Source organism: Rhodospirillum rubrum ATCC 11170 (assembly GCF_000013085.1).
In the GTDB taxonomy this organism is placed as follows: domain Bacteria; phylum Pseudomonadota; class Alphaproteobacteria; order Rhodospirillales; family Rhodospirillaceae; genus Rhodospirillum; species Rhodospirillum rubrum.
Map to the genome: position 1 here is coordinate 3,752,080 of NC_007643.1, position 13,129 is coordinate 3,765,208.

A 13,129-nucleotide genomic window follows, 5' to 3' on the forward strand; every position below is an offset into this window, starting at 1 on the left:
GGCGGGCCGCGAGGTATGACGGCGGCCTTGGCAGGTCGCAGGGAAAGACAGCCCCCACTGCGGGTGGCGGGAAACGGGACGGAACGATTCGAGAATGGGGAAGGTGGCGCGACGACTGGGTCTTCTGGCCCTGACGGCATTCGGACTATGGCTGGCGGGGCTTGCGCTCTTCGCCTCCACGGTGCTGCCTTCGGCCATCGAGGACGATCAGACGACCACCGATGCCATCGTCGTGCTGACCGGCGGCTCGGAACGCCTGCCCGTCGGCCTGGACCTGCTGGCCCGTGGCCTGGGGCGCAAGCTGTTCTTGTCGGGGGTCGGCGTGGAAGTCACCCTAGACGACCTGCGCGCCGCCATCGTCGATGTGCCCGAGAACCTGCGGAGCCGGGTGGTGCTCGGCCATGCGGCCCTTGATACGGTCGGCAATGCCGAGGAAACCGCCCATTGGCTGGCGACGGAACATTTCACCAGCCTGCGTCTGGTCACCGCCGCCTATCACATGCCGCGCAGTCTGGTGGAATTCCGCGCCGCCATGCCCGATGTGCGGATCATCGCCCATCCGGTTTTTCCCGGCTCGGTCAAGCAGCAGGAATGGTGGATGTGGAAAGGCACGGCGCGCTTGATGGCCGAGGAATACAGCAAATTCCTGGTCGCCTGGCTGCGCCGGACCCTGTCGCCGGTCAATGTCGAGGCTTTGGCCGCGCCGCTGTTTCCGCCCCCGGTCGGGCCGTCGTCTTCCACCCCCTCCCCCTCCTCCACCGGCGAGACCCGATGATGGCCCTAGCGCGCTCCGTTCTTTTCAATATTTTCTATCTCGGCTGGACGATCACCATGGGCGTCCTGTTCGTCCCCGTCCTGGCCTTTCGCGCCCATGCCGTGCGCGCCGTCGCCCGCTTCTGGCTCAAGGGCTTCGTTCTTGGCGCCCGCGTGCTGCTGGGGCTCAAGCTCGAGATTCGCGGCCGCGAGAACCTGCCGACCGGTCCGGCCATCATCGCCTCCAAGCACCAAAGCGCCTTCGAGACCTTCGTCTTCCATCAGCTGGTCGAGGATCCGATCTATGTTCTGAAAAAAGAACTGGTCACCATCCCCTTCGTCGGCTGGTACATGGCGCGCTCGGGGCAGGTCTCGGTCGACCGCAAGGCCGGCGCCGGGGCGATGAAGGCGATGATCCGCGATGTCCGCACCGCCCTGAACAAAGGGGGAACGATCATCATCTTCCCCGAAGGCACCCGCACCCTGCCCGGCGACTGCCCGCCCTATCAGCCCGGCGTGGCCGCCCTTTACACCCAGATGGGCGTTCCCGTGGTCCCCGTCGCCCTCAACTCCGGGCTGTTCTGGTCGCGCAACAGCTTCATGAAGCGCTCAGGCACGGTGGTTCTTGAAATTCTGCCGCCGATCCCGCCCGGTCTTGACCGCAAGGTCTTCATGACCCAGCTACGCGAGCGCATCGAAACCGCCAGCGCCGCCCTGGCCGGTTTGCCGGCGCCGTCGCTGACCCTGGCGGCCCCGGCGGACCCGGCCCCGTCCCTGGGCGCCTGATCCCTTTTCAGACCCTTTCCTTTTCGCGTTTTTCCCCCACCAAGGAGTTTCCCCCATGGACCGCCAGCCTATCGTCGAAAGCATCTGGCGGGAGAAGTACCGGCTGGTCGACCCCGATGGCTCGTCGCTTGAGCAGGGTCCCGAAGACAGCTTCGCCCGGGTCTGCCGGGGCATCTATGCCCGCGACCCCCGGCGCGCCGTTCACGAGCCCCTGGCCCTAGAGGCGATGAAGGCGCTGGAATGGTGCCCGGGTGGGCGCATTCACGCCGGAGCGGGCACCGATCGCCGAGTCACCCTGATCAACTGCTTCGTCAATATGATCGTGCCCGACCGCATGGACGGCATCATGGAGGCGCTAACCCGCGCCGCCCTGACCATGCAGCAAGGCGGCGGCATCGGCACCGATTTCTCGACGCTGCGGCCGCGCGGCGCCAAGGTCCGGCGCACCGGATCGGTGTCGTCGGGGCCGCTGTCGTTCATGGAGATCTGGCACGCCATGTGCGGCACGATCATGAGCGGCGGGGCGCGGCGCGGCGCGATGATGGGCACGATGATTTGCGACCATCCCGACCTGCCGGCCTTCATCACCGCCAAGGCCCAGGCCGGACGGCTGACCAATTTCAACGTCTCGGTTCTGGTCACCGACGCCTTCATGCGCGCCGTTGACGAGGATGCGACCTGGGATCTGGGCTTTTCCGTGCCGCCGGCCGATCCGGCCCGTTTGGTGGCGGTTACCGAGCGCAACGGCGAACCCTGGTACGTCTACGAGCGGCTGTCGGCCCGCGCCCTGTGGGAAAAGATCATCCGCACCACCTATGATCACGCCGAGCCCGGAGTGATCTTCATCGACCGGGTGAACGAGCGCAACAATCTGGCTTATTGCGAGACCATCTCGTGCACCAACCCCTGCGGTGAACAGCCGCTGCCGCCCAATGGCGATTGCAACCTGGGTTGCGTCAATCTGGCGGTTCTGGTGCGCGATCCCTTCACCCCCCAAGCCCGGTTCGACGACGCGCGTCTGGCCGAGGTGGCGGCGATCGGCGTGCGCTTCCTTGATAACGTGCTCGATGTCTCGAACTTCCCGGTCGAGGATCAGGCCAAGGAGGCCCAGGCCAAGCGCCGGCTGGGGCTGGGGATCATGGGCCTGGGCAACGCCTTGCAGATGCTGGGTCTGCGCTATGGTTCGCCGGCCGCCATCGCCGAAACCCGGCGGATCATGGCGCTCTTGCGCGATGCCGCCTATCGGGCTTCGGCCGAGCTGGCGGGCGAGCGCGGCCCCTTCCCGCTTTATGACCGCGACCAGCTGCTGGCCCGCCCCTTCATTCAGGAGTTGCCCGACGATCTTCGCGCCAAGATTGCTGAACAGGGCCTGCGCAATGGTGTGATGCTGACCATCGCCCCGACGGGGACGACGGCGATCTATTACAACAACGTGTCGAGCGGTCTGGAGCCGACCTTCGGCTGGCGCTATTTCCGCAAGGTGCTGCGCCCCGATGGCGGCCACGACGAATTCGCCGTGATCGACGCCGGCTTTGAAAGCTGGTGCCGGACGCGGGGCCTTGATCCGGCCACGGCGCCGCTCACCGGCCTGCCCGACTCGATGGTGACGGCGCTGGAGCTGTCGGTCGAGGATCACCTGCGCATGCAGGCCGCCTGTCAGGAGTTCATCGACGCCTCGATCAGCAAGACGATCAACTGCCCGGCCGACATGAGCTACGACTCCTTCGCCGCCGTCTACAAGCTGGCCTATGAGATGGGCTGCAAGGGCTGCACGACCTATCGCCCCTCGGGCACGCGCGGCTCGGTGCTGTCGCTGGACGCGACGACGCCCGCCGCCGCCCCGGTCCAGAAGGCGCCGGCGCCGCGCACCCCGGCGCCGCCGATGCGGCCGGAGTTTCTGGAGGGCCGCACCTATAAACTGCGCTGGCCGTTATCGGACGAGAACTTCTACGTCACCATCAACGATGTGCGCGACGAGGCCGGCGGCCGACGGCCCTTCGAGGTGTTCATCGCCTCGCGCTCGGCCGAACACGCCGAATTGCTTTCGGCGCTGACCGTCACCCTGTCGGCGGTGATGCGCCGCACCGACAACCCGGCCTTCCTGGTCGAAGATCTCGAACAGGTGCGCGGCGCCCAGGGCGTTTGGGTCAAGGGCCGCTTCGTCAATGGCGTGGTCGCCCTGGTCGCCTCGGTGATGCGCCGCCACCTCGCCGATCTCGGCCTGATGGACCAGATCGCCGAGCGCGGCGCCCCCGAGGAGGAAACCGCCCCGGCCGCGCCATCGGCCGATGCCTCGGCCCCTGCCTCGGCGGGGGCGCCGATCGGCGACCGCTGCCCGGCCTGCGGCCAGCCGACCTACTTCCGCCAGGAAGGCTGCTCCAAATGCGCGAGCTGCGGCCATTCGACCTGCTCATAAGCCTCCCGTCCGCCCGACCTTAGGGTCGGGCGGGTACGGCGCTTAGAGCGGCCTGCGGATTTCACGCGGGCCGCCCTAGGCGGTCAACGGTGGCGAGCAGGCGGGCCAGGGCCGGGTCGGGAATGCCCAGACCATCCAGATGGGCCAGGGAATTGGCGAGGTAATCGCGCGCCGATCCACCGCTGCCCTGGCCTTGGGCGATGATGCGGGCGGCATCGACGTCCTCCAGGCCGCCCCGGTACTGGTCATGGGCGCAATCGGCGATGAAGACGTAAGCCTCGACCCGGCGACCGTCATCAAGAAGCACGGGCAGCATGCGCTCGAGATAAACATTGCTGATCAACTCGCGCGCCCGCAGATAGGCGACGACCGTCTCGCGGTCGTCGTCGCTCACGCGGAAGGCCCGGCCATGGCAACGGCCGCCCTCTTCCAGACCAAGCACCAAACCCGGCCGCTCGGGCGTGCCCCGGTAATGGATCGACAGCACGCACATGGCCCGGTGATAGCCCTCCAGCAGGGCGGGCCGGGTCTCGACATGGGCGAAGCCCGGGCGCCACATCAGCGAACCGTAGGCGAATACCCAGAATTCATCGTTCTGCGTCATCTTGCGACCATGCTAAAGGATGTCATGATACCCGTGGTGGGCGAACACCGCTCCCGGGCATGGGGCAAGGAGAACACAGAGTGGCCGATCAGGGAAAGCGAAAGCCGGCGACGGGTGGACCCAAGCGACGCGATGACGCCGTACCCCTCTCGGGTCGCGATCCGCGCTTCCATTCTCCCGAGGCGGCGATCCCCGCCGCGCCGCCCCCGCGCTCCCGCCCGCTGTTCCTGCGCGTCTATGTCTGGGCGCCGCTGCTGCTGGCGCTGATGAGCGGCCTTTACGCCGGCTTCTGGGTGTACACGGCGCGGCAGGCGGGACAGGCCCTGGATCGCTGGATCGCCGATCGCGAGGCCGAGGGCTTCGCCCCGCGCCATCGCGGCATCGAAACCGGCGGCTTCCCCTTGGCCGTTCGCCTGACCATCACCGCGCCCTCGCTGACCGCGCCCGAGGATCTGGGGGAATGGAGCTGGTCGGCGCCGCGCCTCACCGCCTCGCTCACCCCCTTCGCCCCCCGCCATGTCACCCTGGACGCCCCCGGCCCCCATCTGATCGCCCTGCCCGGCGACGGCGAGGGAAAAAAGCCGTCCCTGGCGATCTCGGGCAAAACGATGACGGCGGCGCTTGATATCGGCCCCGATGGCGCCATCAGCGAATCCAAGGTCGCCCTGGAGGATCTATCGATCAGTGGCGGAACCAGCGCCCCGACCACCCTGGCCAGCCTTTCCCTGCACACCCTGGCCGGGGCGCTGTATCCGGCGGCCGGCGGCGGGGCGGCGGCGCAAAGCGCCATCCTTGAAATGCGCGGCCTCCGCCCGCCGCCCGATGGCCGCATCGGGCTGTCCGAAATGCTGACCGCGCTGTCGATGAAGGCGCGGCTGATCGGCCGCCTGCCCGGTGGCCCGCTGGAGCCGGCCTTGACCCGGTGGCGGGACGACAACGGCACCCTGCGCATCGATGACCTGTCGGTGACCTGGCCGCCGCTCAGCTTGCGGGCCTCGGGCAGCCTGGGCATGGACCGCGACCTGCAGCCCTCGGGCGGGCTTTCGGTTCAGGCGCGCGGGCTGTTCGAGCTGATTCGCGGCTTCGCCGACCAGGGATGGACCCGCACCGTCGATTCGGACATGGCCCGCATGGTGCTTTCGGGCATGTTCCGCGACGGCCAGATCACCCTGCCCGTCACCATCCGCGACCGCGTTCTCTATGGCGGTCCGGCGCGCCTGCTTGACCTGCCGACCGTGACCTGGGGACCCAAGGGCCCGCGCGCCCTCAACCGCATCGCCCCGGGCTTCGCCATCGACCAGCAGGGAAAAGCCCAGCGTCCCGTCGACTCCGAGGCGCCCCCCCAACGCATCGTCCCCCGCTAGACCAAATCCCCAGCACTCTGACGCGGAGTGCGACGACGATCTGCTTGAGCATCAAGATCTTAGAGCGGCGGTGACGCGGAAAACCGGCCCCCGGTTTTCCGCTCGCCACTCTGGACAGAACCTAGTCGAAACACTATCCTGGCGGAAGAATCATAGACCATGGGCCAGAACCGCCCCCGCCTTTCAGCCAGCGATGCCAAGCAGGGACCAGAGTGAGGGTAAGGTGATAGGGAACGATCAACGGTCTCATCTCTACAAGATGGCGGACTCTCTGCGCCATCTCGATTGCGACTCCGACGACATCATGATTCTTGGCCACGATCTGGCCCGCCGCATCGAAGACCACCTCAAAGGCGCCCCCGTCCCCGACCCGCTCTCCTTCCTCCCAAGCTCCCGCCCCGAACGCGACTGAGAACGCGGCGCCCTACTTCCCGCTGGGGGACTGAACGCGATCGCCCGAAGTCTGTTCAAGGCGATCAATCACGGCATCGCGGGGGGCGGCGATCAGATCAAGATCGGGCCCCGCACCACCACTCAAGCTTACCCTATCGGCTGAGTCCGCCTTGCCGCGCAAGCGATCACGCAGGCGGTCGATCCGCTCGCCCAAACGGGCGCGCTGGGCGAGATCAAGGGTCGCGACCAGGGCGCCGGGAATTGCCAGCACCAGCGCGGCGACGGCAAGCGGATCGCTGCGGTAAATGACATCATCCTTTGGCAACGAACGCCGCTCCACCGGGGTACCGATCACTTCGGCAAAGAACGCCTCGACCTCAGCGGCAAGCGCCTGAGCGTTGGGACCGGTGATGTGGAGGAAGAGGGTCATTCAGATGGCTTTCGGATAGAGGCCTGAAGAGTTCGGATATTTTCTACAAGCTCTCTGTTCAAGAGCTTTGTGAAGGCTTCGGCAGCTTGTTCAAGTACGCGCACCGCCTCTTCTATCTGCCCGGTTTTCGCAAGAACCTGACCAAGTTCCAAGCCAACCTTGCCGATATAGTCCAGGCGGTCGATCTGGCAAAAAAGGTCGAAACTCTCGGAGAGTTCGCTGACGATGGTAACAGCCTCGTTGTTTTGCAGCCCACTCTTTTTGAGACGGATCTTGGCGCAGGCAAGGCGGATATGGGCAAGGGTGCTCAGATCCCGCATCTGTTGCACTACCGGTAGGCATTGCTCCAGATAGATGCACAACGCCCTATCTGTTTTCCCTTGGCTATCGAGAATATCAGCGATCTTGGTAAGGGTCACCGCGCGCTCACGCTCGTAGCCCACCCCCTCAAAAACGGGCATAACCTCCTCGCAGAAGATATGCAGAGCCGTATCCATCTTGGCGCGCGTGACGAGAATCTCGGCGATCTGGCCCCAGGCCGTCGCGCGCGCGTGCTTGTCGCCCAGGTGGTTAAAGCTCTGTACGGCATGGTACAAAAGCGCCTCAGCCTCCGCCAACCATCCCGCCCATCTGAGGAAATAAACACCTGCCCAAATCGCTTTCTTCAAAATCTCTGGTGGGCCGCCCGCTATCAAAGCGAGGTCGGCGAGCACAACAGCCTGGGCGTTTGCCGACAGTTGTCCGTCATCGTTGGTCCAAGCGGCATACAATTTCTCGACCACGGCGGCGGCCAGGAAAGTTTGCTCGGTCGCCGATAGGGGCTCAACCAGCGGCCGGGCCAGCGGATTGACCGCTGCTTCCAGCCTGCCCCCGGGGCCTTGGTAGCGATCAAGCAACCCCAAGCCCTGAAGCCGCTCCACCGCTTGATCTGGACAGTCAATCCCGGCGGCGCGGCCCGCCGTCTCGACGACAGTCAGCGGGACCTCCAGCGGAAACAGCGTTGCGGCGCGAAGCTGGGCAACCTCGGTTAGCGTCAGCATCGCTCGAAGGGCCTCCAGCGACACCCGCTGGAAGAACTCTTGCGCCGCGCTATCTTCAGATGGCGCCTTCCCGCTGATGAGATAGCCTTCCACCGCCTCCACCGCCCGCGTTGCGGCGGCGCGATCGCCCATTTCCAGAAGGGGACGGGTTAGAATTTCCTGCAAACCGGGATTGCCGCCCGCCGCCGCGCGGATACGCCCTTCCAGTTGATCGAGATCGGGATCGGCGCCCGGGCGACGCAGCCGGCCATTCAATCGCGCCGCCGTTCGCATCTGCTTGGCTCGCTGCGCCGGGTCCATTGGCGGCAGCGCAATCACGGTAAGCCTTGCCGCCAAGTCGTCGCCCTGGGCGTCGCGGAGTGCAAAGGTATAGCGGCTGGTGATCAGCAGCCGCGATTTGCTGTGCCGTTGGGACTCGCAAAAGGCGGCGATCAGCGCGCCGAAGATAACATTGTCGTCCGGGGTTTTGAACGGTGTAGCCGATTCGCCGGGTTTTGGCGCATCCAAGCGTTGTTCAAGATCGTCGATGATCAGCAGGATGGGCCGGGTTCCGCCATGCCCACTGAAGGGATCTTTCAGAAGCTTTTGGACGACCAGCTTCAATGAAGCGGGATCACTAACAATCGACGCCTCATAGGCTTTGGCGATAGCGGCTTGCTCGGTCTCGGGGAGCGCTGCGACCAGGGCATTAAACACCGCCAGAGCATCGTAGCGCTCGACCACCACCACCACGTCATGACTGTCTAACCGGCTGGCGATGCGCTCGGCCAAGCTTGATTTGCCAAGATTGCCCATTCCCTGGATCAACACACCGGCACTGCCGGCGCTCCAGGCGCGCAGCGCCGCCTGGAGCGGGCGGCGACGGCCGACGAATTGGTCGGCGGTCGCTACAGGCACCCGCCTGTTGGTCTTATCAAGATACGCCTTGTCGGCGGGATTGCGGTGAAACGGGCGCGTTGGCTTGCCGCTCGGGTTACACAGCGCACCACCGCCGCGTGGCCCCAGATAAACCCGCGCCAGATGCCAATGGATACCGTCGCCCTCGTTTCCATTGGCCTTATAGGTACCCAACACCTTCCGCCGCGCCACCGCCGCGGCGTGGATAACTGACCGCCCTCCGGCGAGTTCACCATAAAAGACCTCGGCGAAGGCTATGGCGTCGCCATCCTGGACGGATCCGTCCCAGCCTACCGCATTGCCGACTCCGGCACGCACCAGCGCCTGGGCAAAACGCGCCGCACCACTCTCCGCTCGCTCCGCCGTCCGGCAAGCCGATAGGAAAACCAGCCGGGGCATCTGGGTTTCGTCGCCAAGCAGCGCGCAGAGCTGACCGGCATCCACGCGGTCGAGTCCTCCTTCCGCCGTCTCCAGAGCCAGGAACGGACCGGTCTCGCCCAGGTCCCCATGGCAGGTGAGATGCAGCGCCTCCCAGCGCCGGGTTTGCTTCAGGCGCAACCCAAGACCCGCTAGGCTACCGCTTTCCTCGACCGCGAGATGGGCGTTCAGGCCCTGCGTGGCATCGAGAAAAGCGGCCTCCTCGCGTTCATAATCAAGGACATGCTGGCCCTCGACTTCGGCGGCCATGAATAAAACCGCAAGATCGCCATGCTCGGGCTCATCGGGCGTTTCCGACGCACCCAAACGGCGGGCGACCAGAAAAAGTTGATGCGGGTCCGCCGCCAGAAACCGCCCCTGGAGAGCCAACAACTCCCATGGAACATCCAGCAGAAGCGACGCGCCGTCGTCTGGATCGGCGGAGGCTTCAATCTCCAGGCAAACCGGCCCAGGCCGTTTCAAACAGCCGTTAAGCCAACCATCTCCATCGTTGAGAAAATCGGCGATGTTCTGGCCAATCGCCAACAGACTATCGGCATTTCGGCTCCGAACCGCCGTCGCGTAATCGGTGGTCCAGCCCTGCAGGCGGGCAATGCCTAGGGACCCAAGGGGCTTTCGGACAACCTTTTGGCCGTCCTGGCACAGCAAGGAATCATCACTTCGTCGGATCCGTAACATCCCCATGGTCCTCCGCCTCCCAAGGTAGCGCGAATACGACGCCAGAGGACGATGACCACCATCCCCTGAGACAACCAAAACAAGAGTTTATGCGGCAAAGTGGGCAAATACCACGGGATTTCAGGCTCGCTTCCGCCGAAACGCTAAGCCTGTTTGGCTTCAATCACCGCTTGGCGGATGGCGCGGGTTTTGGTGAACAGGGCTTCCAGGGTGTCGCCCTCGCCCCAGCGGATCGCCCGCTGCAGGGCGGTCAAATCCTCGGTGAAGCGCTGGAGGATTTCCAAGACCGCCTCGCGGTTGTTCAAGAACACATCGCGCCACATCACCGGATCGGACCCGGCGATGCGGGTGAAATCGCGGAAGCCGCCGGCGGAAAAGGCGATGACTTTTTGCGACAGGTGGTCTTCCAGATCGGCGGCGGTGCCGACGATGGTATAGGCGATCAGATGGGGCAGATGCGAGGTGATGGCCAGCACCTTGTCGTGGGTGTCGGGATCCATCGTCTCGATGACCATGCCCACCCGCCGCCACAGCTCGGCAACCTTGTCGACCGCCCGCGCGTCCGTGGTCGGCAAAGGCGTCAGGATGCACCAGCGGCCTTCGAACAATTCGGCGAACCCCGACTCGGGGCCGCTTTTTTCGGTGCCGGCCACCGGATGGCCGGGCACCAGATGAACGCCCGCGGGCAGATGGGGGGCGATCATTTCGATCACCCGCGCCTTGACCGAGCCGACATCGGACACGATGGCGCCCGGGGCCAGCGCCGGGCCGATGGCCCGGGCGATCGCCTCGCCGGCCCCCACCGGGGTGCACAGCATCACCAGATCGGCACCGCGCACGGCGGCCACCGCATCCTCGCCCGCCTCGTCGCACAGACCCAGGGCCAGGGCGCGGGCGGCGACGCCCTCGCCCTGATCGGCCACGGCGATGGTGCGGGCCAGCCCATGGCGCCTGATGGCGCGGGCCAGCGACGACCCGATCAGCCCAACGCCGATCAGGGCGACGCGGTCAAACAGCGCAGAGGACGGCGCCGTCGTCACCGCCCCTCGCCAGCCATGAAGGCGCCAAGGGCTTCGACCACCGCCTGCATCTCGTCATCGCGGCCGATGGTGATGCGCAGGCAGTTGGGCAGGCCATAGCCCGCCACCCGGCGGCAGATGATGCCCTGCTGGCGCAAGGCGGCGTCGGCGGCCAGGGCGGTGAAGGGGCCTTCGGCATCGAAGGTGGCAAGAACGAAATTGCCCGAGGACTCGCCAACCCGGATGCCCATCGCCTGCAGTTTTGCGCGCGTCCACTCCCGCCACAGGGAATTATGGGCCCGCGACAGATCGGTAAAGGCCGGGTCCGCCAGCGCCGCTTCGCCGGCCACCAGCGCCTGACCGCAAATATTGAACGGCCCGCGCACGCGGTTGAGAACGTCGATGATATGGGCCGGGCCATAGCTCCAGCCCAGCCGCAGACCGCCCAAGCCGATCTTCGAGAAAGTGCGCAGCATCACCGTATTGGGGTGGCTGTCGACCAGCCGGGCGCCCGCGTCGTAATCGTTGCGCTCGACATATTCCGCATAGGCGGCGTCGACGACCAGGATGATGTCGTCGCGCAGGCCCTCGCGCAGGCGCACGACTTCCGAGGTCGGCAGGCAGGTGCCGGTCGGATTATTGGGATTGGCCAGGAACACCAGCTTGGTGGTGTCGCGCACGGCGGCCAGCATGGCGTCGATATCGGCCGTCAGATCGCTTTCCGGGGCGAGAATCGGCTCGGCCCCGACGCCGCGCGCATAGATGCCATACATCAGGAAGCCATAGGCGCTTTGCACGATGCTATCGCCCGGGCCGGCATAGGCGCGGCACAAAAGACCGATCAGTTCATCGGACCCGGCGCCGCAGACGATGCGCGCCGGATCAAGGCCATGGGTGCGCCCCAGGGCCTCGCGCAGGGCGGTGGCGTTGCCGTCGGGATAGCGATGGGCCTCGCCGGCCGAAGCGATCAGCGCGTCGCGCACCCGCGGGCTCGCCCCCAGGGCGCCCTCGTTGGACGACAGCTTGATGATCCGATCGACACCGGCCAGCTTGGACTCGCCCCCGACATAGGGGCTGATCTCCATGATGCCGGGACGGGGCTGAGGAATAATCGCTTTGGTCATGGTCCGATGCCTTCGCTGGACGGAAAACGACAAGGATCGTGGGCGCGCCTCGATCAAACCGCGTTAAATGCTACCCCTTTAACGCGGAAACTTTGATCTCGATTCAATAAATGAGAGCGGCGCTGACACGGAAAACCGGTATCCCCTTTCCCGCTCGCCGCTCTCGATCAGGGGGCGCCGTCAAGATCGCGGGCGGAAAACGGTTCGGCGTGAACGCCGATAACGACCAGCCGCGAGATCGGGCCGCTTGTCGCCAGGGCCAGCCGCTCATCACCCGGGGCGACGAAACCGGCCACCTCGACCAGACTAAGCCGGGGGCCCGACTCCAGGGTCCGCACATCCATCAGCCCGACCGGATCGAAGCCAGCCTCGCGCAGACCATCGAGCACGGCGGCGCGGCTGGCGTCGGGGCCGCTTTCGATGCACAGCAAGGCGCGATCGGCGCCGCCGCTCGGCTCGGGATCAAGGCAGGCGATGGCCAGGGCCTCCAGGCCGCCGGTCTCGACCACCGGCAGGCGGGCGACGACGCGCGGCGTTCCGGGCAGGTCCGAGGTCAGATGCAGCCACCAAGCGGTGGCGTCCTCGGCCCGGGGCAGCGGCAAGACGCCGACGGTCGCCCGGCCCTCGGCCACTTCGCGCACCACCTGACCGACGGATTGATGGGCCGACAGCGGGGTGAAGGTGCCATACTGATTGCGCGCCAGCTCGATATAGCCCGCGCCGCGTTCGGGCATCCAGACGGCCAGGGAAAACCGCCCCTGCATCGACACGATGGCCGAGAACAGCTCGCGCCACAGCCGCACCAGCACCCGGCGGGGAAAGGCCCCGGCATGACGGGCGAGCAGCCGGCGCAAGACGATGGTCTCGCGGCCCGGTCGCAGGAAAATGTCACCGCCGCCGCCACCGGTCTTGGCGGCGCGGACCTTCGCGGCAATAGTGGCCCGGTGAACGATCAGGTCGTGGATCTCGTCGTCGATGCGATCGATTTCCGCGCGCAAGGCGTCCAGCGAAGGCGTTTCCTCAGGCATTACGGCTCCGACATGGCAGGACGGCCCGTTTCCGGGCAAAATGGGGGGGTCGTCAGGTTTAGCCCAAGCCGGGGCGATGTCAAAGAAAACGTTGACAGACGGGGTACCCCTTTCTAGCAATTCATCCCCCGCCCCCCGTCCCGCCCAAGGCGGGCGGGT

11 protein-coding genes are annotated in these 13,129 nt (G+C 66.0%); 5 read left to right on the forward strand and 6 right to left on the reverse strand.

From position 1 onward, the window contains the following. Positions 1-94: 94 nt before the first annotated feature. Genes RRU_RS16800 through RRU_RS16810 form a run of 3 tightly spaced genes read left to right on the forward strand, consistent with a single transcriptional unit; the run spans position 95 to position 3,955 of the window. Positions 95-775, forward strand: coding sequence for a YdcF family protein (locus tag RRU_RS16800; protein WP_011391004.1), 681 nt, complete (start codon positions 95-97; stop codon positions 773-775). Beyond that, positions 775-1,539 carry a lysophospholipid acyltransferase family protein gene (locus RRU_RS16805; RefSeq protein WP_014626547.1) on the forward strand — a complete coding sequence of 255 codons (765 nt, stop codon included), beginning with the start codon at positions 775-777 and terminating at the stop codon, positions 1,537-1,539. The genes RRU_RS16800 and RRU_RS16805 overlap by 1 nt, the downstream gene beginning before the upstream one ends. 55 nt (positions 1,540-1,594) lie before the next feature. Continuing rightward, positions 1,595-3,955 (forward strand): adenosylcobalamin-dependent ribonucleoside-diphosphate reductase, encoded by a 2,361-nt coding sequence (locus RRU_RS16810; RefSeq protein WP_011391006.1) that lies wholly within the window; start codon positions 1,595-1,597, stop codon positions 3,953-3,955. A gap of 61 nt (positions 3,956-4,016) precedes the next feature. On the opposite strand, the gene RRU_RS16815 is transcribed toward RRU_RS16810, so the two are convergent. After that, on the reverse strand, positions 4,017-4,559 hold the full coding sequence (locus tag RRU_RS16815; protein ID WP_011391007.1) for a gamma-glutamylcyclotransferase: 543 nt from the start codon (positions 4,557-4,559) through the stop codon (positions 4,017-4,019). An 80-nt stretch (positions 4,560-4,639) separates the two neighbouring features. Between RRU_RS16815 and RRU_RS16820 the strand changes: the two genes are divergently transcribed. Further along, positions 4,640-5,923 carry a DUF2125 domain-containing protein gene (locus tag RRU_RS16820; RefSeq protein ID WP_011391008.1) on the forward strand — a complete coding sequence of 428 codons (1,284 nt, stop codon included), beginning with the start codon at positions 4,640-4,642 and terminating at the stop codon, positions 5,921-5,923. 259 nt (positions 5,924-6,182) lie between these two features. Further along, entirely contained in the window at positions 6,183-6,335 is a 153-nt protein-coding gene (locus RRU_RS16825; RefSeq protein ID WP_014626548.1) for a hypothetical protein, read from the forward strand. Between the two features lie 12 nt (positions 6,336-6,347). On the opposite strand, the gene RRU_RS16830 is transcribed toward RRU_RS16825, so the two are convergent. From RRU_RS16830 to RRU_RS16850, 5 genes are all read right to left on the reverse strand, one after another. Beyond that, on the reverse strand, positions 6,348-6,746 hold the full coding sequence (locus RRU_RS16830; RefSeq protein ID WP_011391009.1) for a hypothetical protein: 399 nt from the start codon (positions 6,744-6,746) through the stop codon (positions 6,348-6,350). Continuing rightward, positions 6,743-9,799, reverse strand: a complete 3,057-nt coding sequence (locus RRU_RS16835) for a CHAT domain-containing protein (RefSeq protein ID WP_237703789.1) — start codon at positions 9,797-9,799, stop codon at positions 6,743-6,745. The genes RRU_RS16830 and RRU_RS16835 overlap by 4 nt, the downstream gene beginning before the upstream one ends. 143 nt (positions 9,800-9,942) lie before the next feature. After that, the gene (locus tag RRU_RS16840; RefSeq protein WP_011391011.1) at positions 9,943-10,839 is read right to left on the reverse strand and encodes a prephenate/arogenate dehydrogenase family protein; all 897 of its coding nucleotides are present in this window, start codon (positions 10,837-10,839) and stop codon (positions 9,943-9,945) included. Then, on the reverse strand, positions 10,836-11,942 hold the full coding sequence (gene hisC / locus RRU_RS16845; RefSeq protein ID WP_011391012.1) for a histidinol-phosphate transaminase: 1,107 nt from the start codon (positions 11,940-11,942) through the stop codon (positions 10,836-10,838). The genes RRU_RS16840 and hisC overlap by 4 nt, the downstream gene beginning before the upstream one ends. A gap of 167 nt (positions 11,943-12,109) precedes the next feature. After that, positions 12,110-12,970: a chorismate mutase gene (locus tag RRU_RS16850; RefSeq protein ID WP_011391013.1), complete on the reverse strand. Its 861-nt coding sequence runs from the start codon at positions 12,968-12,970 to the stop codon at positions 12,110-12,112. Between the last annotated feature and the right edge of the window lie 159 nt (positions 12,971-13,129).